We start from the raw sequence: 21,110 nt of genomic DNA on the forward strand, positions 1-21,110 counted from the left end.
ATAAATAATTTATATTTATTTTAGTATTGCTTTCGGGGATCAATTCTAGGGTCTTAGCTGAAGGTAAAAATTCCCCATAGCTGTGTCCATGAAAGTTAAATTTTTAATTATTTCTTAATAAAATTGTGCTGACAAAGAAGTGGGAGCTAAAGGCTATAAATAAGAATCGGATGAAAACCTTACCAAGCAGTTAACCAGGAAAAGCGATGCCTACGGCGGGCTACGCCTACGCTAACTACTTGGTATTAAGTTTTGATACTAAATCAGGAAAATAACTTAGTGACGTGTTATTTTACGCACCCAATGAAGGCTGATCTTTAGTATTTTTTGTCATCGTCAAAGCTACAGCTGCTGCATAGGCGAGTTCCGCTGCCATTTGATAAGCAAGTTTGATACTCGATGAAGCATCCTTGGCTTTAGGAGAGAGAGAAGCTTTTTTTCGGCGCGACTCAAGTTTTACATCACCTGCTGCGATCGCTCGTTGTAAAATGATCCAGGCATCTAGGTCTTCTGAGTCATAATTACCTTGAAGCTGCGATCGCAATTGATCCTCGGCTACAACACTCAAATAGCCGATAGTTAGAGCTTCTTGTACAATTTCTTTAATTAAAGCCATAATTTGAACCACGTGTGTGAGTTAAAACCGATACCTCAACTTGGGAATTTTGATGTTTTTTTTGGGGATTTATCCTCGAAACTAAGCTACGTTTTAGCTTTCTTTCAATAGAATTTATAATAAGTAATGTCAAGTACGCATCACCCGCTTGGCTCACCCGAATGGGTGATTTACAAATTTTTAGATATAAGTATATGGAGAAAAAGAATATTGTGAACGTCACAAGTATAGTAGATATCATTCCGAGTTTAACACCCAATCTTAACAATTCAAAATTCAAAATTCAAAATTAAAGACAGTTGGAGTTGGGGTCTTAAACCCTTGATTTTACGATAAAATTACTTGGACAAGCAAAGATAGAAATATGGACAGAAATTCTAAGTACCCCTTGACAGCAGTTTTCAACTCTCTCTTCTCAATTGATTTTATCTAAGTGTATAAAAATGTTTCAGAGTAGCAATCATTCAAGTAAAAAAAATAACTAATTTCCCGAATTTTCATCAACAAGCAACTTGAAAATCAACTTATTTCTTGAGAGTGTTCCACTCAAAATAAAATGTGTTATTGTTAAAAACAATTGTTATTAAAAACTATTCATGTAATTATCAACATGAATTGGTTAGTCTGTAAATCATCCGTGTGCAACATGATTGGAGCAGCATACTCTAGAAATTCGTTGCAAGAAAGCCGTCATAGCAGTCGGGGAAGCGCTTACTTGTTTGCACCGATGGTTAACTTCAATGTGATGGCTGATGTGGGAGATAATCCACCCTAATTGGATTTTATTTGGGCAAAATACCCATAAAATCCAACAATAATTACATTGTCATGCTAGGCAGAAATTTTATCTAAACTTTGAATATAGTCTAGTTAAATGTATTTTTTGTTGCAAAATAGCTTTTGAAACTGAGTTGTTTCAAAAGACTAAAACCGCTTGAGAGGAAATAGCCTCAAGATAGACAACACTATCCCTATTTACTTCAGTAGTGCTGTTAGCGGTAGCAAGCTTTTCTTGACCTAGATCCAAAACAGTAGCCTATCTAAACCAGCAAATTTTCCCATCAGACAATTTAAGAATCTGAGTTTTGACTCGGCAATGCACTGAAATTGCTTTGTTAATTGATTTTGTGACAAAGAAGCTAAAGTTTTACGTACATATATAGGATATAGGACTCATATTTGATTTTTGAACAAAACTCAGTACACCTTTATTCCTTCTTCCCAGTCCCGATTACCCCTTATCCCCAGTCCCTTACCTCTACGAGTGATTCAGAAATCAAATCGGATTGCTATAGTACAAAAACTTCTAGCAACTTAACGCAATTGTGCATATTACTTGGGTAAGTATACACACCTAACCTCAAAAATTGCTCACATAGTCAAAGCTAGACTCTGGTTTTTCAAATGTTGGAGAACCATCTAAAAATCTTGGGAAATTTTTGTGATACTGCTACCTTAGCTCATGTATTAATACACACAGAGCCTATTGATATTGGCAGAAGATTAGGATACAGCCAAAAAAACTTTAAACACTGTCAACAACAATTGATTAAAGAGATATGTAGCCATGCAGAATGAGCAATATTTTTCAAAATTGCAGCGCGCGCAAGAACTTTTAGTAACTACGGTGTTAGGAGATATTCCGACACTTATTTTGGGGCCAAAGTTGCGTAATTTGGGGTATCGTAGTATTTTTGCCCAGATAGGTAACTCAGTATATATTCAAAATGGTGTTGAATTTAACGGTACTTCTTGTATTGAGATCGGTAGTGGAGTCTATATTTTCAAGGGTGTGCGGATGGATGCTAGAGGGCACAAAAATAATAGAATTCATCTAGGAAATAGAGTCGCTATTGAGCGTAACGTTGATATCGGCTCTTTGGAAGATACATGTATACAAATTGATGAAGATACCTTCATTGCTCCTAATGTGTCTATTGAGGGGCCAGGAAACATTAAAATTGGTAAACACTGCTTGATTGCTGCCCACTCAGGGATATATGCCAATAATCATAATTTTGCCGATCCGATAGAGCCGATTAAATACCAAGGTGTTACTCGCAAGGGAATTGTGATTGAGGATGATTGCTGGCTAGGGCATGGAGTAACAGTCTTAGATGGCGTTACTATCGGCAAAGGTAGTGTTATTGGTGCGGGAGCAGTTGTTAATAGAGATATTCCTCCTTTCTCTGTTGCTGTAGGCATACCTGCACGAGTAATTAAAAACCGAATTGGCAAAGATATAACAAAAGTTCAAGCTGAGAAATAGGGGATTAGGGACTGGGGACTGGGGATTAGGGATTGGGGATTGGGGATTATTTCCTGTAACCTGTAACCTGCAACCTCTAACCTTTTTTTGGGAAACCTTTGCGATCAGTCAACGTCAGAAGAGTCAATAGTCCTCTGAGTTATTTCTTAGGGTCATCTAAAAGTCAGACAACTGATATCTTGCACTATTCTCAATAAGCGTAGGATAGGATAGACACTGCTAGTACCCAATCCCTAGTCCCCAATCCCCAGTCCCCAGTCCCCAGTCCCCAATCCCCAGTCCCCGAAGTCCTCTAAAAAAGGGACGAGATTTGGGTAATATAAAGTAGCTATCTTTTCTGCATGGCAGATCCTAAAAGAAAAGCTCTCTTTGTTTTACCCATTGGAGATATTTCTATGCTGACTTTAAAAATCGCTGTTTATATTGTTGTTGCCTTCTTCGTAACTATCTTCATCTTCGGATTTTTGTCGAACGATCCCGCTCGTAACCCCGGCCGTCGGGACTTAGAGTAAAAGGGCGATAAATTATCCGCGACTTTGGAAGGCGGAAAATACTAAACGCCACGGAAACTTACTAAGGGAAAATTAGTAAGTTTCTTCCTCCAGGTAGCTTGCTGTAGGTAGCAGAAGGCGACAGTCGGAAGGCAGAATGTATAGTTTATCCTTCCGTCCGACATTTGGCTGTTTGTTAGCCCGATTTTGCTCACTTATGCTTCATCCAGTTCTGCCACCCGATCCGCCTCCTATCCTCGAATCTTTACAACCTGTAAATTCCGACTCATCTGCTAGTCATACAAAATTTCTTTCAGGTGTAGATACTGGAATACACGAAAAAACAGATAAATCCAAGCAGCCTAAGGTTTTGGCTCAGTTGGCAATAGCGGGTAATGCCAAGGGTGATCCTTCATTGCCAATTTCGATCAACTCAACTCAGGATGACTTGGTAGTTGCCAAAACTCCCTCATCTCATTCACCAGAAAGTTCCCCATTCACTGGTTCTGGAACTGCTGGGCTTTTGGGGCAACCGCTGGTAATTGGTTATCCCACGCATGAGGTTACAACCTCTAATCGCCAAAATCAAGAAGATACAAAAACAAGTTCGAGTGGTGGCATCCAGCGATCGCAACTTCTTCTCATTTCAGCGCTGCGTAAACGGGAGATGCAAAGAGAAGCCGCTGCATTGCCAAGAAAAGTTGCAGTGGAGGCTTCCGAGCAAGATGCAAAAAGTGAACCTTCTCAAAAAGTCGGTCAGCGATATCTAACGACAAGCCGCTTTGCGTCTACGCTAGATCCAAACTCTAGCGCTGGAGAAAAACAAACCTTTTTGGAATCTTCTAGTTTTAGCTATAAGGTTTCTCCCACTCCCCTTGTCGCCCAATCTCCACCGTCTCTTGAAACGGCTCCAACTGTCACCAACAGCAACCAGTTAGCCAAATCCAAAGCAGAAATTTTAGCTGAAAAGTTAACCCAACAAAAACAGCAACGTGATATTACTGGACAACAGTCTCCCAAAAGAGACAATATCTCTGTATCTGCTGCTGATCTTGCACCGAATTCTCAATCAGTACAAAATTTTATAACATTTAAGTCCCGTAACCCCACAAACCAACTCTCAGTACCCATTACTGTCGAATTCAAATCTCAAGCCCAACAACAAAGCCAAGTATCACAGGTAGATAGCACTAATCAGCCGCAAGCTCAACCATCTGGTACAATAAATGCGCCAGCTACCACACCGCCAGCCGGGCCGAGAATTGTAGAAGTGACTTCAGATCGGCAAGAGTATAACGAGCAACAGCGAATTATTACAGCTGTAGGTAATGTAGTTGTGCGATTTGATGGGGCGGTGGTAGATGCTGATCGCTTGCAAGTCAATTTGGACAACTTGATCGCTGCGGGAGAAGGCAATGTAACTTTAACAAGGGGCGATCAAATACTGCGCGGGCAACGCTTTACCTATAACTTTGTTCAAGATAGTGGGGAACTGGAAAATGGTAGAGGCGAAATTTACGTCCCCTCAGCCCAAACAGATTTTGCTTTCTTACCCACCGATGTCAGTGCTGGTGGAGTGCCAAAACGTCCGCCAAGCGATCGCATTAGAGCCAATCAGCCGACTTCCGGTGTGAGCAGCCCTGGAGGAATTGATGTGTCATTTGGTGGTCAGGCAGATGCTAGCAATATAACGCCACCGAAAACAGGGGGTGTAATCAAGCGGCTCCGGTTTGAAGCTGAACACATTGACTTTTATCCGCAAGGCTGGCAAGCACGAGATGTTCGCATCACCAACGATCCTTTTTCGCCGCCAGAACTAGAATTACGCGCAGATAAAGTAACTCTGACGCGAGAGACACCCTTAGTAGACCGCATCAGGACACAGAAGCAGCGTTTGGTATTGGATCAAAGAATCTCCTTACCAATTCCGTTGGATGAAAAGACTATTGACCGCCGCGAACGGGATGTTACACCTGCAATAGTTTCCCCCGGTTTTGATGGAGATAAGCGGGGTGGTTTGTATATTGAGCGTGGCTTTCCAGCGATCACTACAGATAATACTACCTGGACAATCACGCCCCAGTTATTAGTACAGAGAGCCGTGCAAGATGGCACAGGTAACTTAGGTTCACTGTTTGCTGTTAAGACCAAGATAAATTCTGTTTTGAGTCCACGGACGGTAGTTCAGGGAACTGGCGAGTTAACTAGTTTTGACTTCAGCCAGCTGGAAGACAATTTGCGGGTGAATTTGGGATTGCGCCAGACAATAGGCACTTCTCTTCCCCACACATTGAATGTGCAATATAACTATCGCGATCGCCTCTACAATGGTAGCCTTGGCTTTCAAACTGTCCAAAGCAGTTTTGGCGGCATTATTACCTCTCCTGTGATTCCTTTAGGAAAAAGTGGTATTAACCTCAGCTATCAGGCAAGTGCCCAGTATATTGATGCCAACACCGATCGCCAAGACTTACTACAACCAGTGCGCGAAAACGATCGCATCTCACTAGGTCGTTTACAAGGTAGCGTTGCTCTCAGTACGGGGATATTGCTATGGCGAGGAAAACCATTACCACCCACTGCCACTGAGGGATTAAGATACACAGCTAACCCTGTAGTTCCTTACTTACAAGCGTTCACTGGACTTACAGGTACTAGCAGTTATTACAGCAATGGTGATAATCAAAGCACCTTAACTGGTACTATTGGCTTACAAGGGCAAATTGGTCATTTTTCTCGACCTTTCTTAGACTATACCGCCTTTAATATCAGTTTTTCTCAAGGCTTAAATAACGGATTATCACCCTTTTTGTTTGATCGCTCCGTTGATAATAAAGTTTTAACCGCTGGGATATCACAACAAGTCTACGGCCCTTTTCGCTTAGGCTTTCAAACATCTATTAACTTGGATACTGGTACACAAACTAGCACCGACTACATTTTGGAATATAGCCGTCGTACTTATGGCATCACCTTGCGTTACAATCCGGTGTTGCAGCTAGGCGGCTTCAGTGTCCGAATTAGTGATTTTAACTGGGGTGGTGGCACTGATCCATTTTCGGAAGTTAAGCCAGTAGTGAACGGTGTAGAACAGGGTAATTAATGAAGAGTGCTGAGTGCTGAGTAAAGAAGTGAGATTCCCTACTCAGCATGGGCTAAACCTTAGCTATCCGTTAACGAAACTGTTTTGCCCAATCCTCATTACCCCCAATACTACTGGGGTTTTGCATTTTTAACTCGGAATTTGATTTGGGGAAAAGGTTAAAGGGTAAGGGTTAAAGGTTTTTTCTTTCCCCTTTCCCCGCCCCTTCCCCCTCCCCAATTACCAGTAGATATTAATTTGACACATTCTGACACAAATCGCTAAAATAGGCATAGTCATAACGATTCCGTTTTTTAAGAAATCTGGTACTAACTAGTAGCTAATTAATAGTTTGTGGGTTAATTATGGTCAGAATTATTGGTATTGGTGGTAGTTTAAGAGCCAACTCTTATACCCAGCTTGCTTTACAAGTAGCAGTGCAAAGGGTAGAAGCCCTCGGTGCAGAGGTAGAAATTCTCGATTTACGGCAATTGCAGCTACCATTTTGCACGGGTGCAAAGGAGTATTCAGAGTACCCAGATGTTAAGCGCTTGCAGGATACTGTCAGTCAGGCTGATGGCTTAATTTTAGCGACACCTGAGTATCATGGTAGCGTTAGTGGTGTGCTAAAAAATGCTCTGGATTTGATGAGCTTTGAGCAATTATCTGATAAAGTGACAGGATTAATTAGCGTCTTGGGTGGTCAGCCTAATAGCAACGCCCTAAATGACCTACGGCTAATTGTTCGGTGGGTACATGGTTGGGTGATTCCTGAACAAATTGCGATCGGACAGGCTTATGGTGCTTTTAGTCCTGAAGGCAAGCTACTAGATGAGAAGCTATCTCAAAGATTTGATCAATTTGCTCAGAGTTTAGTTGATAACACTCGCAAACTGCGGGGCGTAAATTAATTGTCGGGTGGGCAAGTTCGTAGTAAGGACTTAATTACTTACTACCGAACCTCAAAACTAGTAAAAACACACCTTGGAATCATGCCTCCGGCACGCCAAGGGCGAACGCAGCTATACAGAGAAAACCCACCTCCGTGGGTTGCAAATTGTTTAAGTCCGCGTAGGCGGACTTTTTTGTGTAGCCGCGATTTCTAATCGCCCGCTATATTTGCTAGATATTTATACTTTGTGGAATTTGGGAAGGTAGCAAGAACTTGTAAGGCATTATCCTTTTATAATTCTTCTGATTAATTTCTTGCTCAATTCCTTTGAGTTCATTTTGAAAAGCAAGCAGTGCTGAACTCAGTTGTGGCTTAGATTTAAAGTATGAGTGAGAGTACTGCCCTAGCTGCGTATAGTAGACCGAGCCAAGCAAATAAGTTAACTTAAGTTGGGTTTTAGCTTGGTCTAGCGGGGGTAACATCCTCATAAAGTCGCCTGGTTGCTCAGGATTAGTCGGTGCTGGAGAGTAGACTGCTAGAGGAAAAGCAGGTGCATAGGTCATGAGTTCGCTTTGCGGAAAATTAACCGCAGCGTGTTGGGCGCTAGCAATAAAAATGATTGTGGAAACAGCATCAATTAGATAATCTAACGTTTTAATTGTGCCTGATATATCTTCACCAAAATTCTGGAGGCGACCTCCTTGTTCGGAAATTAATTCCTTGGCCCAATTTTGTAACTTTTGGTCAGCTAATATTTGCTGTTCACTGGTATAGTAACTGCTCAAATAGGCACGCACCCATTTATGAATAGCATTCCAAATCAGCAGTCCGTCATCTCGATAAGGATATTCAGGTAGCTGAGAAGTATTATTAACGCCGCGACTTGCCAAAATTTTGGGAAATATAAGATCGTTGAAATGGTACAAATAATCTTGGGCAGCTTCAACAGTTAGCTGGCGATCGCTCTCAATTTTACTAGCTAAAATCGCATCTACTTCACGACCAGGGGCAATTAAAATTTTATGCGCGCCGTAATTGATTAATATAGTTCCCTCAAAATGAGGTTCCAGCAAAATTCTTAAGTGGTGGCTTGCTGGTAATCGTCGCTTAGTAGCGATCGCAAAAGGTTCGATAAATAGGTGAGTACGACCAAGGTGACTAACCAGTTCATGGTAGTTACTATCCGCCATTTGGACAATACTCTTAGCGATCGTCCAGTTGTCGCCATTCAGAGGTGTGAATACCGACTCTTGTGGCTGACACTGGATAGCAACTGGTACTAGAGAGTGAGATGAGCTACCAGATGGTGGTACTACAAATAATGCCAAAGGCGAATAGATATACTTTTGTTTGTTAGGAAAATCCCCATTTTCCATATTTTTTAACTTAGAATAATCAGCTTTATAAAGCCGACCTTCTTTCTTCGCAACTTCAAGGGAGTCCGATGTACCAATAATTTGCTGGTATTGTTCGTTGGTAATTTGTAAAGGTTGTTCCTGCTCTGATACCTTTTGAAGCATGAGTGGATTTGGCCCAGCAACCTGCATATAGGCAAAAACCAAATCCTCTTGAAATCTAGCGCTAATTTCTGGTAAAGGGATTTTGATAAATAATTTATTATAATCCTCAAGACTTGGCTCAATTGCAGATGCTTGTGTAGAAAATTCTACTTCTATAGGCAATGCTTGATTGCTTTCTAATTCCAACAATTTAGCATTGGATTTAATGATTTCTTTGAAAGCAGAACTTAGCAAGTCTGTGATTGAATCTTCTAACTCAGAAGGTGATGAAAATCCTATGTTTCCTGAATTTATACCTATTTGATACAATTCAAATTGCTCGTCAATGTCCTGAAGCTGTTCCTCAAATGCAGAGATTTCTCCAGGGTCAAATGACACAACATTGGATGGATCGGCTGCAACCAGTTGTTCAGTAATATCTTGAGTAATTGATGCAAGGTTTAAAGCAATTTCTTCTAAATCTTGTTTATTTTCCGCATTTTGTATTTTTTGTTCAATATCTTCTAAGTTTTGTACTTTAATATTCAGAGCTAAACTATTGCTTTTTGCATCATTATCCAGTCCGTAAGAAATGCCATTCTCGAAGAAGCCAGAAAACTTACTTAGAGCATCATTTACCAAAATAAGTGTTAATTTCTGAGCTACTAAAAGTACCCATTTTAAATCAGGTAATTCTTGAATTGGCAATTCTACTCGAATAATTGGTAATGAAGTAGCACCTGTCAGAGCCAGTGGCGGAACATAATTATAATTATATTCATATTCTATAAAAGGCAATGAGCTTTTATTGTGCTTTGTCAGCTTATATAAAAGCACCAAAAGACTTTCTATATCTGATTTTGTTAGACCTAAAGAAGAAGATATTGCTTGAGAAGATAGAGACATAATTACTCCTGAATTCAGCAAATTTTTCACTAGCGAACCAGCATAAAATATTTATTATTAGATATTTATGTTGGCATTTATGAATCTATCAAAGATAACACAACACATTAAAATTTAGTAAATTAAAGAGCGCTTTTATGCCATAGTAAATATTAAAAATTTATGATTTTTTACTTTAGATTTCAGTAGTTCAGTATTTTTTCACATAAATAAAATTAATTGGATAAAAATACATATCTTGAATTTTGAATTTGGAGCATAGCCCTTTGGGGATCTTGCTACGCGCAGCGTCTCGTAGATAAGCGACGTGACTATTGAGCAGTGCCGATACCATCGCATAAATGCTTATCACCTTCTGGTATATTCTGGCTATATGTGAGATAATTCCGTGTCCAATTACAGGCACTATTGAGGAGTGGAGCTAAAGCAATCTGATCTAAATCCCAAATAATAATAGTTGAATTATTGACGGTAGTAGCGAGGGTTTTTCCATCGGGACTGAAGGCAATGCTATTGACCGATTCTTTATGCCCTTGGAAAGTTTGTAATTAATTGCCATTGCTATTTAAATCCCATATTTTAACAGTTTTGTCTTCACTAGCAGAAGCAAGGATTTTACCATCGGGACTAAAAATCACGAGCTTGTGGACGCTCATCTGATTTCTTGGCTTGCAATCTCTTGACACGTAGTACAGCTAATATTATTAGTTACACAATAACTTTACAGAGTCCAAATATCCTGAGTGATAATACTGGGCTTGAGCGGAATTTTACTTAAAACAGTAGATAAAAAAATAATTATACGTCAGTACCGTGGGGCATAAGACAATACAGTTCAGATAAGCCCAAAACCCTCATGTAGAGACGCGATTTATCACGTCTTCAAAGTGCATTAGATGTAGGTTGAGTTACGCAAAGCCTCCACTCAACCTACAATTTTTTTACCATAAGAGAAAACGCAGGTTCAATAAAAAATCCCACGCCTTGAAGCGTGGGAGATTTCAAATAAATACACCAGAAATTTCAGGTGGGCAAAACCTTGACCATCCCATAAAGCTTAATGATGATGGTGATGATGATGCCCAGCTAATTGGGGATTAACTGCCAAAGTTTGCTCTGACAACAGCTGTGCAATATGAGCATCAGCCCATTGGGCCACCATTGCCAAAAATTCTGGATGGTCATTGACGCAAGCCATTTGCACGTAGTTTGTACCAGGATGCTGTTTTTCCAAAGCATGGATTATATGGTGTACATCTAATAGAGTTTCGTGGTTTTCTGTAGCAAAGCCAATTGGCATAAATATCACTACTTTTGCACCCAATTGAATCAGGTTATTTGCCGCTTGCTCTGCATTTGGCTGTGTCCAATCAATTAGGGGCGTGTCATGATTTAGCCAACCCACTGAGATTAACGGATAACGGTTAATCAACTTATCCCGAACTAAATCGTACATTGCTTCACTTTCGGCAATCCCAGAAGTAAAGCCTTTAGCTTTATGTGGACAGCCGTGATTCATTAACACAATACCGATTTGAGAAGGTAGATAAGCTGCGGCTAATTCAGCAATTTTCTCCTCAACCAGATGAGCCATCAAATCGATGTAAGCTGGTTCGTTGAAGAAAGAAGGAATGTAGCGCTGTGCTTTAACCCAGTGTTCATCACCATCAGTCAACTCAACGAGAGCATTGTTAACTTGCTCGATCGCAATACCACTAGTAAAGATAGAATCAACAACTAGCAGTGGGTAAATTAGCAGCTTGTCGAAGCCTTGGTTTTTGATTTCTGCCAGGACTTGATTGGGTAGAAAAGGGGCGCAGAAGTTAAAAGCTTTGAAAACTTGAACCTTATCACCCCATTTTTCTTGTAAATTCTTTTCAATGCCAGCTCGCTGCTGTTCAAAGATGGCGTTGTGTGGGGAGATAAAATCGTGGTGTGTATGTCCCCACTCGTGGCGGTCAAATAGCGCCAAAAGCTTTGCTAGGGGGGGATAAATCCAGGTTGGTACTGGTGCAAATTTTGCTGTCAGTAGATTTAAAGCCTGTTCGTTATAGTTGGCGAAATCTTCGTAGCTTTCGACTTCGCCGTAGCCCATGAGCAATACGGCTACACGGTCTTTACCTGATAGATGCTCGTGAGTGTGTTGTACTTTTTCCGGCGTGGCAACCACAATGAGTTCCTCAATATAACCAGAGTGCAGAGAGATTTAGAGCTAGGGAATAGTTTAGACATTTTCCCTACTAGTAACTTATTATCCCATCCGGGGGGATAGGATAGGTGGGAAAAACCTAATAATACATCAAAAGACATACAAAACTTACGCACAAATAATGGAAAATCTAACCACAGAGGCACAGAGAAGCCAGTGCGTTGGGGAGCCAGCGCGGTCTTGGGGGTTTCCCCCATGAGCGACTGGCGTCGGGTTCCCCGACTTGTAGCAACTGGCGTGACACGGAGGAATAAGAGTTTGAGAGACATTTTGCGTAATTCCTGACGTAGAGTTTCAAAATATTCTCTTAAAGGCGCAAAGCCTAACACACTTTTAAATAAATTAGGTTCAAATAAATTATTTTCTACTGCTTCTTCAATGGCTATGTATATCATGTCATCAACAAAGTAAATGTAAATATTCCTGTTGGTTTTCTTGCGAAAATTAACTATTTTATCCATTAAACTAGTAGATAAGACATAACGTGCTTCTATTTGGTCATCACCATAGACAGTGAAAAATTTAGCAAATTCTGGATCTTCTAATTTAATTATGTGTTTCTTGGCATGATTAAGAGCATGAATGTTAGCGTTGATAACTTTTGGCTGAATTATTGTAACAGTTCGGAGGTTTTTGATAAATAATTGAAAGATGAAAAAAGAAAAATATTTCGGCAAGACAGTACTGTGCTAGTATCTGAGTAGTATAAGGTAACAAGTCTATGTATCAAATCGCTCCTCTTTTGCAGAATGATATCAACAGTAGAAAACGCATTCTCAACTTAATTCTTTTTTGAATTAAATCATTATATAGAGCAGCAACAATCATTAATATCAAAATTATCAAGCTAATTAGAAAAACAAACATTTGATTTATTAGATTAATCTAATCTTGTTTATATTCCAAGTTAATAGTTTTTTGAAAAAGTATTCTTTCGGAAGAGATATGTAAAGCAGCTATAATTTGCTCAGTAAAAATAAGGTAACATATAATAATATTGCTTGATTTTTGAAAAAACTCTGTATATCTCAAGAGTCAAAAAATCAAAGGTAGTGTTACGGATGAGTATAATTATTTGCCCTGGAATTCACGAGCCAGAGTTAACTGAAAGCTTTAGAGTAGAGTTGTTAGATTTAGTTTCTCAGAGTGCGATACCTGCGGTGAGCTACGCTAACGCACCCGATTACGCAAATATACTGATTTATCCGGCTAAAGATGTTTCGGTTTTATCAGCATTGCACATTTTGCAGTTTTTGCGCGTTAGCGTAGCTTACCGCAGGTATCGCTTGACTGGCTCATTAAAATCACCAATCATATTCATTAGCTTTAGTGCTGGCGTCGTTGGGGCAATAGGGGCAGCGCATTTGTGGCAACTCTTAGGTGGCCGTGTCAAAGCGTTTATTGCTATAGATGGATGGGGAGTACCACTACAGGGGAATTTCCCTATTCATCGGATGAGTCATGATTATTTCACTCATTGGAGTTCCTCTTTGCTAGGTAGTGGGCAAAATAACTTTTATGCAAATCCCGCAGTCGATCATTTATCGATTTGGAAATCTCCCCAAACTGTACAAGGCTGTTGGGTAGATTCTTCCATTGAGATTATTCCACCCAAAGGTCGTCTGACAGCAGCGGAATTTTTGCTTATGCTGTTAAAGCGTTATGAAGCAAATTAATCCGGACAATGGAGTAATTAAACAGGAGTTAGTCATTAGTCATTGGTCATTGGTCATTCCACAACTCCCATCTACCCAAAGAAAGTATCTAAATGTTTCCAACTGAACCGGCTGCTGTTAATAACGGATTTGGCGCACTGCTAAAAAACCGTGGTTTCATGTTCCTGTGGATTGGACAACTGGTGTCTCAGTTAGCAGATAAGGTCTTCTTTTTGATGCTGGTTGATCTGGTAGTAGACAAAAACAGTAGCTACTTTCCTCCTGCGGGAGTAGCAAAAGAATCGATGTACCCCATTTTGATGGTGGCGTTTACCATACCAGCAATTTTATTTGGTTCAGCAGGGGGTGTATTTGTCGATCGCCTACCGAAAAAGCTGATTATGATCGGCTCTGATATTTTACGTGGGCTATTTGTCATTGGACTTGCCTTTTTACCAAGAGATTTTCATATACTTCTGCTGATCACTTTTGGGGTTTCCACCGTTACCCAATTTTTTGCCCCAGCCGAACAGGCGGCGATTCCTTTACTGGTGAAGCGAGAGGGTCTAATAGCAGCTAATGCGCTGTTTACTAGCACAATGATGGGTGCTTTAATTGTCGGTTTTTTGTTAGGAGATCCGCTGCTGAGTTTGGCTGAAACTGGGATAGCTAAAAACTATGGGCCAGAGTTAGTGGTGGCGCTACTATACTTGTTGTCGGCTGTAATTATGCTACCGATTCACTTTCGGGAAAAAAAATCATCGAGCGAAATTCTAGGCGATCGCATCGACCTTTGGGCTGACTTTAAAGAAGGCTTACGCTACCTCAAGAAAAACCGTTTGGTGTTAAATGCAATGCTGCAAACTACAGTTTTATACTGCGTCTTTGCCGCCTTGATGGTACTTGCCCTGCCTTTAGCAGAAAAGTTTGGTTTACAAGGAAAACAATCTGGACGCTTTATCGCCGCAGTGGGAATTGGTATGGTTATAGGTGCTGGCGTTTTGGGTCATTGGGGCGAAAAAACCCATCACAAACCTTTACCCTTAATTGGCTTTTTGGGTATGGCACTCATTTTGGGCGTGGTTTCTTTCACCAATAGTCAAGTATTAGCACTCGGATTTTGTATTTTACTGGGTGTGAGTGGTTCTTTAATTGGTGTACCAATGCAAACTCTCATTCAGCAGCAGACTCCACCAGTTATGCATGGTAAGGTTTTTGGCTTTCAAAATCATGCCGTTAATATCGCCCTTTCCGCACCACTGGCGATTACAGGCTGGTTAAATCAAGAGTTTGGCTTGCGAATTGTCTTGATCGGCATGAGTCTTGTAGTTGCAGTTGTCGGTATTTGGGCTTGGAAAAATACCCGCAATGTCTTGCAAGACGTAATTTAATTAATGTAGGCTAATAATCTAGCTTTAATATTTACAACATATTAGATAGATATATATGAAATTATCGAAATTTAATTGAAGTTTTCCATTAAAATGAAATCTTAACTACAGAATTCAGCATTAACTTTAGCTATAGTCTGAGGTTTGACCGTGCCATCGCTTTCCCAAATTAGTCTCCCACAAACCGAGAATCAAAAACAGTCCCGTAATTCTAGCCTGCCAGTCGTGCCCAAACGTGCATCTGGCGGTTTTGCTCTACTTGACAGCCTTCACCGCCACGGCGTTGATTATATTTTTGGTTATCCCGGTGGAGCAATTTTACCAATTTATGACGATCTGTATAAGGTTCAAGCAACTTGTGCTATTAAGCACATTCTCGTGAGACACGAACAAGGTGCAGCCCACGCTGCCGATGGTTACGCCCGTGCCACAGGAAAAGTCGGAGTCTGCTTTGGTACTTCTGGGCCAGGAGCAACTAACTTGGTGACAGGCATTGCCACTGCCTACATGGATTCAATTCCAATGATTGTGGTTACAGGACAGGTAGCACGTCCGTCGATTGGTACAGATGCGTTTCAAGAAACCGATATTTACGGAATTACTCTACCAATCGTCAAACACTCTTATGTAGTGCGCGATCCTAAAGACATGGCGCGAATTGTCGCCGAAGCCTTCCACATCGCTAGCACTGGGCGTCCGGGGCCAGTTTTAATTGATGTTCCTAAAGATGTGGCCCTAGAAGAATTTGACTATGTACCTGTAAAACCAGGTTCAGTGAAATTACGCGGTTATCGTCCCACTGTCAAGGGAAATCCCCGGCAAATTAATGCTGCAATCCAGTTGATTACCGAAAGTCGCCGGCCGCTATTGTATGTAGGTGGTGGTGCGATCGCAGCTGGTGCCCATGAAGAAATCAAACAACTAGCTGAATTATTTGATATCCCTGTCACCACAACCTTAATGGGGATCGGTGCATTTGACGAACATCATCCCCTTGCTTTGGGAATGTTGGGGATGCACGGCACTGCTTACGCTAACTTTGCTGTGAGTGATTGTGACTTGCTGATTTGCGTCGGCGCTAGATTTGACGATCGCGTTACAGGTAAATTAGACGAATTCGCCTCCCATGCTAAAGTAATTCACATCGATATCGATCCGGCAGAAGTCGGCAAAAACCGCATTCCCGAAGTGCCCATTGTCGGCGATGTAAAGAACGTCTTAGTAGATTTGTTGCGTCGATGCAAAGAAGCAGGCGTCAAGGCTACACCGAATCAAAACCAAGAATGGCTGAATCTAGTTAATCGTTGGCGCGAAGAATATCCTCTTATCGTGCCGCACCATCACGACAGCATTTCCCCCCAAGAAGTGATTGTAGAAGTCAGCAACCAAGCGCCCCACGCTTTCTACACCACAGATGTCGGACAACATCAAATGTGGGCAGCACAATTCCTGAAGAATGGCCCGAGGCGCTGGATTTCTAGCGCTGGTTTGGGAACGATGGGTTTTGGCTTACCTGCGGCGATGGGTGCGAAAGTGGCTTTTCCTGATGAAGAAGTCATCTGTATCAGTGGTGATGCTAGTTTCCAAATGTGTTTACAGGAGCTAGGAACCCTTGCACAGTATGGGATAAATGTCAAGACGATAATTATTAATAACGGTTGGCAAGGGATGGTACGCCAGTGGCAGCAAGCCTTCTATGGTGAGCGTTACTCATGCTCCAACATGGAAGTAGGGATGCCAGACGTAGAGTTATTGGCAAAAGCTTACGGGATTAAAGGGATGGTAATTAGCGATCGCAGTGAATTAAAAGATGCGATCGCCGAAATGCTAGCACACAAAGGCCCCGTGATTGTGAATGTCCACGTCACCAGAGACGAAAACTGCTATCCAATGGTAGTCCCTGGCAAGAGCAATGCTCAAATGGTCGGCTTGCAGAAGCAAGCGCCAAAAGGTACATCAGAGCCAGTGTATTGTAGTCACTGCAATGCTAAAAATGCTCCTACTCACAACTTCTGTGCTGAGTGTGGGACAAAGTTGTAACACTGTGTTCTCTGCTTTAAAACCTCGTTTCCAGCCTCAGGCTGGAAATGCAACTCAAAAGCGGCTCTGCCGCCAGTAAGAGAAGCGGAGCCTCAAAGACAAACATTCCCAGTCTCCGACTGGGAACGAGATAATATCTAAAAGCTTGTACTAGGCTATTTTTCACCTGAAGTTGACTCAGCACTCTTTATTAATTTTTCCCATTGGGACGCTGAATAATCGTCTCCACTACCCTCCGTTTGGCTTTTGGATCGATACCTACTAAACGTACATACTCACCGCTATATTCTGTGAGAGTTGATTCTAAATTTGAGATTGCATCAGATTCGGCATCAATGTGGCTGTTAACACAACTTTGCCAAGAACCTGTGCGAAAACGGCGTTCATCAACATGTTCAATACTAATTTTGTAACCCTGAGATAATAATTGCCGAATCTGTTCTTGTGTCTCTAGGGTCAAATGTGGACTTGATGCTTGTCCTTTTTGCTGGAATCCATTAGTTTTTACTTCTGGAGTTGCGCCATTTGATGGCTGACTAGTTGGTGTCACCGCAGCAGGTGGGGCAGATTGATAATAATTTCTGCCTCGATTTAGTCGGTTGTACTCATCAACCAATTGGGAATTTTCTACCCGTTTGTGTTCGCCAACCATCAAGTTACCAGACTCGATTAAGTGAGACAGGGTGAAATTGGGCTTTTTAAATTCTGGTGGTCCTTCAACACTGTTAACCACACTCAGAGATACCTGCTCAAAACCGACTTTATGGATATAGTTACGGATTTGTTCGTCATAAATGCGCGATCGCAAAGCGCTAAAAAAGTCGATAGACTGATTGATAAAAGTATCAACTAGCTGTTCAACTTCCCGTGGTGACAGTCCATCGGGTTCAAAAATCCCCTTAACAATTCCCACCTTGTCATCTCTATCTGGTTCCCAGTAGAATTTATCCATCCGTCCATCCCGAATTAACGGTGCATAGAGGGTAGAAAAATCATTACCTGTGACGATAATCGGCACACGAATTAAAGGCGTGGAATCATAGCTTCCCGGCAACTGCACATCTGTAGGATTATCAGCAATATTCATCAGTGTGGCATTTACCAACTGGGTATTTACAGTATATTGAGTGCCTTCATCAAAGCGTCCAGCACCAGCATCTAAATCGTTAATCATCAGTACACACATTTTGCCGCGTACTTTAATGAGTTCTGCTGTTTCTCGATAGCGTAGCCGAATCAACCGGGCTGGATCACCTGCATCTGGACTTTCTAATTCGCCGCCAGATACTAGAGTCACCTCAATACCCATTTTTTCAAAAACTAACTCACATTGAAATGTTTTGCCCTCACCTTTGCGTCCGTGAATTCCCAAAATCAAGGGTACTCGCACGCCAGGAAGCTTCAAAAAGTTTTTAGTGATGTGGACAGCAAGTTTGTCCAAAAAGCGAGGAGCGATGTAGTAACCCATGAGCTTATCTTATGAAGAATTAACACTTCTAAGCTTAATGTTAAGTTTTTTTGGGGATAGCGATCGCTTTTCTTTCACACAGGACACAGTTTAACTAGGGAGCATGTCACTTTTGTAAAAACATGCCTGCCCTGGCGAATGGAATTCGCGGCTATACAAACAAAACCCACCTCCGTGGGTTTCAAATTCTTTGAGTTTGCGTAGGCGGACTTCTCTGCGAGACGCTACGCGAACGTTTGTGTAGCCGCAATTTCTAATCGCCTGGTATATTTGCAAAGGTGAGATGCTCCCTTGAGCTATTCCTGTTAACTGACGATTTTTCGGCTAATGGCATCTCCAATCTCCATCAGTATCTCTTCCTCTTCTGGAGTAAATTCGTAGGGAATTGGCTTGGCAATGCCCAAAGTACCATGCAATTGGCCATTCAGCATTAGCGGCACTGTGATAGAACCTTCTACTTTGGTTTCCTTTGCCGAGGGTCTGGCCACACCCGATTCATCGGTTTGCAAGTTGCAAATCTGCACAGGTCGCTTACGTTCAGCAGCGACACCAGCCATCCCTTTGCCAATGGGAATTACTGTCATTTTAGGCAACAGGAATTCTGGAATACCCTGGTAAGCCTTTAGGTGCAATAATTGGCTATCTTGATCTAGGGTATGGATAGTACCTGTAGAACAGTCGAAAGCAGCCAGGATTTCGGTCAACAGACGATTCCAGTCGATGGCTGGGTCTGCCAGGGCATCAAAAATTGCTTTGGTATCTGAAGTCATAGTGGTAATAAATTAAGTTTGATTAAAAACGCGGAAACGATTTGACTAGTACAATTCCTCCAACCAAGGCAAAAATTGATCCTAAGCCGGTCAACATAGCGGGTAAAAACCATAAACTTAGCCAAGAGTTGATTATGGCCGAATCTGGCTTTTGAGGACTGTATAATATTTCTACCTGTTGACCTTTAGTATATTCTGGCGGGTTGGTGGCTGTTCTTGCTTTAAAAATCGTTGATTCACCAGAACGAGCGGTAAATTTCACCACTGGATAGTAGACATAAGAAGTACGACCCTTCTTATCAGTTGATGAACTTTTCACCAAATCAATTACTGTCCCTTGTGCTAGTATTGCCGAGGTAACAAAGGAACGAGTATTTAGTCCAATAATTATGCCTGTGATGGTAAGTATGCTGCCAACACCACCAAATATTGAACCAAATATACGAAAGAACTTTGTATCTTGACTCATAAAATATTAAAAATTTGAGTATAGTAATTATCTCCAATGCTGATTCATATCTACATCAATCCCATCTCCTGTAACCCCTGGCGTAACCTCTTAGCTTCTTCAGGATTAGACCTTTCATGAAGAGCGATCGCTTTTCTAAAAGCTGTTAAACTATCTTGATGATTGCCAACTTTCAGTAATACTACTCCTAAATTTTGGTAGGCTTCGGCATAGTTGGGATTTAACGCGATTGCATTTTGATAATAGGCGATCGCATCTATAAATAAACCCAAAGCTTTAAATGTCATCGCCAGATTATAATGCCCAAAAACAAAAGTCGGGTCAATTTTCAAAGCTGTGGCGTAAGCAGTTTTCGCACCGTTAAAATCTCCTGCTGCTTTGAGTAAGTTACCCAAGTTGTTGTATGCTCCTAATTTGAGCATGGGGTAAATTGGCAATTTGATGGCAGCTTGATAGTGAGAAATAGCTTGTGGAAATTTTTGTAATCGGCTGTAGGCAATGCCCAAATGATAGTGGAGTTCATATAAAATATCGTAGTTTTCTTCAGCAACAGTGATTCCCCGCCGAAGTAAATCCATACCTTGGGTAATTTTCCCAGTTTCCACATACAATGCCCCTAATTTACTGCAAACATAGGGATCATCAGGATGAGTCGCAAGAAACCCTTCCATAGCCGTAGCGGCTTTGGCATATTTGTTATTTTGGGCGATCGCATTTTTTTGATATCCTGTGTGTAAAAGTGCCACGCCTGGTAAATAACCTACTTGCCAATGGGGTTCTTTGGTTAAAATTGCTGACACACTATCATCCACTAATGCATGGTAAGGACGGTCAAAACGAATATCTGGATGATTGCGGAATAGTCTAGAAACCAGAGAATAGGGGGATTGTTCTGCACCAACTTCTTGGCGGACGAGGTTGATTAGCAGATACTCATCGCTAGCGATCGCCTCTTGTAACTGCGGTACAATTTCTGATGTTAGAGTTTCATCAGCATCTAATACTAAAATCCAATCACCACTGACATATTTTAGAGCGGCATTGCGGGCAGCACTGAAGTCATTAGACCATTTAAAATGATGCACTTTTGCGCCGAGTTGTTGAGCAATATAGGGAGTGCGATCGATTGAGCCTGTATCCAACACTACCATTTCATCCACTACTTTTATGACACTGTTCAGGCATTTAGGCAGTGTTGCTGCTTCATTTTTCACAATCATGCACAGACTCAAACTCATAATTTAAAAATTGGGAGTGGGGGGATGAGGGAGGTGAGGGGGATATTCCCTTGTTTTTGAAATAGGTTAGCTGCTTTCTGTGAATCTGCGTAGATGTTTACTCATGCAGAGAAGC

At 41.4% G+C, this 21,110-nt stretch carries 18 protein-coding genes; 8 read left to right on the forward strand and 10 right to left on the reverse strand.

Translation table 11 applies throughout. The annotated features are described in order from the left end of the window. Positions 1-292 precede the first annotated feature (292 nt). On the reverse strand, positions 293-616 hold the full coding sequence (locus V7L07_RS19235) for a hypothetical protein (protein WP_179066084.1): 324 nt from the start codon (positions 614-616) through the stop codon (positions 293-295). 610 nt (positions 617-1,226) lie between these two features. Between V7L07_RS19235 and V7L07_RS19240 the strand changes: the two genes are divergently transcribed. The 5 genes from V7L07_RS19240 to V7L07_RS19260 all read left to right on the forward strand — a co-directional run bounded on the left by V7L07_RS19240 (position 1,227) and on the right by V7L07_RS19260 (position 7,369). After that, complete coding sequence (locus tag V7L07_RS19240; protein ID WP_179063512.1) at positions 1,227-1,391, forward strand: hypothetical protein; 165 nt, start codon at positions 1,227-1,229, stop codon at positions 1,389-1,391. A 792-nt stretch (positions 1,392-2,183) separates the two neighbouring features. Next, on the forward strand, positions 2,184-2,885 hold the full coding sequence (locus tag V7L07_RS19245) for an acyltransferase (protein ID WP_335060486.1): 702 nt from the start codon (positions 2,184-2,186) through the stop codon (positions 2,883-2,885). A 395-nt stretch (positions 2,886-3,280) separates the two neighbouring features. After that, positions 3,281-3,397, forward strand: a complete 117-nt coding sequence (locus V7L07_RS19250) for a photosystem II reaction center protein I (RefSeq protein WP_041566417.1) — start codon at positions 3,281-3,283, stop codon at positions 3,395-3,397. 136 nt (positions 3,398-3,533) lie between these two features. After that, entirely contained in the window at positions 3,534-6,479 is a 2,946-nt protein-coding gene (locus tag V7L07_RS19255) for a DUF3769 domain-containing protein (protein ID WP_335060488.1), read from the forward strand. 344 nt (positions 6,480-6,823) lie between these two features. Next, on the forward strand, positions 6,824-7,369 hold the full coding sequence (locus V7L07_RS19260) for an NADPH-dependent FMN reductase (protein ID WP_334779320.1): 546 nt from the start codon (positions 6,824-6,826) through the stop codon (positions 7,367-7,369). Positions 7,370-7,580: 211 nt separating this feature from the next. Here V7L07_RS19260 and V7L07_RS19265 read toward each other — a convergent pair whose 3' ends face one another. The 5 genes from V7L07_RS19265 to V7L07_RS19280 all read right to left on the reverse strand — a co-directional run bounded on the left by V7L07_RS19265 (position 7,581) and on the right by V7L07_RS19280 (position 12,641). Beyond that, complete coding sequence (locus V7L07_RS19265; protein ID WP_335060490.1) at positions 7,581-9,755, reverse strand: lipoxygenase family protein; 2,175 nt, start codon at positions 9,753-9,755, stop codon at positions 7,581-7,583. A 311-nt stretch (positions 9,756-10,066) separates the two neighbouring features. Continuing rightward, on the reverse strand, positions 10,067-10,264 hold the full coding sequence (locus tag V7L07_RS33515) for a hypothetical protein (RefSeq protein ID WP_442936069.1): 198 nt from the start codon (positions 10,262-10,264) through the stop codon (positions 10,067-10,069). Positions 10,265-10,303: 39 nt separating this feature from the next. Continuing rightward, positions 10,304-10,411 carry a hypothetical protein gene (locus V7L07_RS19270; RefSeq protein WP_335060492.1) on the reverse strand — a complete coding sequence of 36 codons (108 nt, stop codon included), beginning with the start codon at positions 10,409-10,411 and terminating at the stop codon, positions 10,304-10,306. A gap of 401 nt (positions 10,412-10,812) precedes the next feature. After that, complete coding sequence (locus V7L07_RS19275; RefSeq protein ID WP_335060494.1) at positions 10,813-11,925, reverse strand: ferrochelatase; 1,113 nt, start codon at positions 11,923-11,925, stop codon at positions 10,813-10,815. Beyond that, positions 11,862-12,641, reverse strand: coding sequence for a DUF3137 domain-containing protein (locus tag V7L07_RS19280; protein WP_335060496.1), 780 nt, complete (start codon positions 12,639-12,641; stop codon positions 11,862-11,864). The genes V7L07_RS19275 and V7L07_RS19280 overlap by 64 nt, the downstream gene beginning before the upstream one ends. A gap of 384 nt (positions 12,642-13,025) precedes the next feature. Between V7L07_RS19280 and V7L07_RS19285 the strand changes: the two genes are divergently transcribed. The 3 genes from V7L07_RS19285 to ilvB all read left to right on the forward strand — a co-directional run bounded on the left by V7L07_RS19285 (position 13,026) and on the right by ilvB (position 17,050). Beyond that, positions 13,026-13,640 (forward strand): hypothetical protein, encoded by a 615-nt coding sequence (locus V7L07_RS19285; RefSeq protein WP_335060498.1) that lies wholly within the window; start codon positions 13,026-13,028, stop codon positions 13,638-13,640. A 92-nt stretch (positions 13,641-13,732) separates the two neighbouring features. Beyond that, a complete protein-coding gene (locus V7L07_RS19290) occupies positions 13,733-15,010 on the forward strand; it encodes an MFS transporter (protein WP_335060500.1) in 1,278 nt (425 codons plus the stop codon). Between the two features lie 150 nt (positions 15,011-15,160). After that, on the forward strand, positions 15,161-17,050 hold the full coding sequence (gene ilvB / locus V7L07_RS19295) for a biosynthetic-type acetolactate synthase large subunit (RefSeq protein ID WP_335060502.1): 1,890 nt from the start codon (positions 15,161-15,163) through the stop codon (positions 17,048-17,050). Positions 17,051-17,240: 190 nt separating this feature from the next. On the opposite strand, the gene V7L07_RS19300 is transcribed toward ilvB, so the two are convergent. From V7L07_RS19300 to V7L07_RS19315, 4 genes are all read right to left on the reverse strand, one after another. Further along, positions 17,241-18,518 (reverse strand): ribulose bisphosphate carboxylase small subunit, encoded by a 1,278-nt coding sequence (locus tag V7L07_RS19300; RefSeq protein WP_335060504.1) that lies wholly within the window; start codon positions 18,516-18,518, stop codon positions 17,241-17,243. A 305-nt stretch (positions 18,519-18,823) separates the two neighbouring features. Further along, entirely contained in the window at positions 18,824-19,288 is a 465-nt protein-coding gene (locus V7L07_RS19305; protein WP_335060506.1) for a GAF domain-containing protein, read from the reverse strand. A 22-nt stretch (positions 19,289-19,310) separates the two neighbouring features. After that, the gene (locus V7L07_RS19310; RefSeq protein WP_335060508.1) at positions 19,311-19,757 is read right to left on the reverse strand and encodes a DUF3592 domain-containing protein; all 447 of its coding nucleotides are present in this window, start codon (positions 19,755-19,757) and stop codon (positions 19,311-19,313) included. Positions 19,758-19,807: 50 nt separating this feature from the next. Further along, complete coding sequence (locus V7L07_RS19315) at positions 19,808-20,995, reverse strand: tetratricopeptide repeat protein (protein ID WP_335060510.1); 1,188 nt, start codon at positions 20,993-20,995, stop codon at positions 19,808-19,810. Positions 20,996-21,110 lie beyond the last annotated feature (115 nt).

This window comes from Nostoc sp. (assembly GCF_036916985.1).
Lineage (GTDB): Bacteria > Cyanobacteriota > Cyanobacteriia > Cyanobacteriales > Nostocaceae > Nostoc.

Excerpts from the sequence above, each read along its gene's own strand:
- V7L07_RS19235 (WP_179066084.1), bottom strand. The coding sequence starts at position 616 with ATGGCTTTAATTAAAGAAATTGTACAAGAAGCTCTAACTATCGGCTAT.
- V7L07_RS19240 (WP_179063512.1), top strand. The coding sequence starts at position 1,227 with ATGAATTGGTTAGTCTGTAAATCATCCGTGTGCAACATGATTGGAGCA.
- V7L07_RS19245 (WP_335060486.1), top strand. The coding sequence starts at position 2,184 with ATGCAGAATGAGCAATATTTTTCAAAATTGCAGCGCGCGCAAGAACTT.
- V7L07_RS19250 (WP_041566417.1), top strand. The coding sequence starts at position 3,281 with ATGCTGACTTTAAAAATCGCTGTTTATATTGTTGTTGCCTTCTTCGTA.
- V7L07_RS19255 (WP_335060488.1), top strand. The coding sequence starts at position 3,534 with ATGTATAGTTTATCCTTCCGTCCGACATTTGGCTGTTTGTTAGCCCGA.
- V7L07_RS19260 (WP_334779320.1), top strand. The coding sequence starts at position 6,824 with ATGGTCAGAATTATTGGTATTGGTGGTAGTTTAAGAGCCAACTCTTAT.
- V7L07_RS19265 (WP_335060490.1), bottom strand. The coding sequence starts at position 9,755 with ATGTCTCTATCTTCTCAAGCAATATCTTCTTCTTTAGGTCTAACAAAA.
- V7L07_RS19270 (WP_335060492.1), bottom strand. The coding sequence starts at position 10,411 with ATGAGCGTCCACAAGCTCGTGATTTTTAGTCCCGATGGTAAAATCCTT.
- V7L07_RS19285 (WP_335060498.1), top strand. The coding sequence starts at position 13,026 with ATGAGTATAATTATTTGCCCTGGAATTCACGAGCCAGAGTTAACTGAA.
- V7L07_RS19290 (WP_335060500.1), top strand. The coding sequence starts at position 13,733 with ATGTTTCCAACTGAACCGGCTGCTGTTAATAACGGATTTGGCGCACTG.
- V7L07_RS19300 (WP_335060504.1), bottom strand. The coding sequence starts at position 18,518 with ATGGGTTACTACATCGCTCCTCGCTTTTTGGACAAACTTGCTGTCCAC.
- V7L07_RS19305 (WP_335060506.1), bottom strand. The coding sequence starts at position 19,288 with ATGACTTCAGATACCAAAGCAATTTTTGATGCCCTGGCAGACCCAGCC.
- V7L07_RS19310 (WP_335060508.1), bottom strand. The coding sequence starts at position 19,757 with ATGAGTCAAGATACAAAGTTCTTTCGTATATTTGGTTCAATATTTGGT.
- V7L07_RS19315 (WP_335060510.1), bottom strand. The coding sequence starts at position 20,995 with ATGAGTTTGAGTCTGTGCATGATTGTGAAAAATGAAGCAGCAACACTG.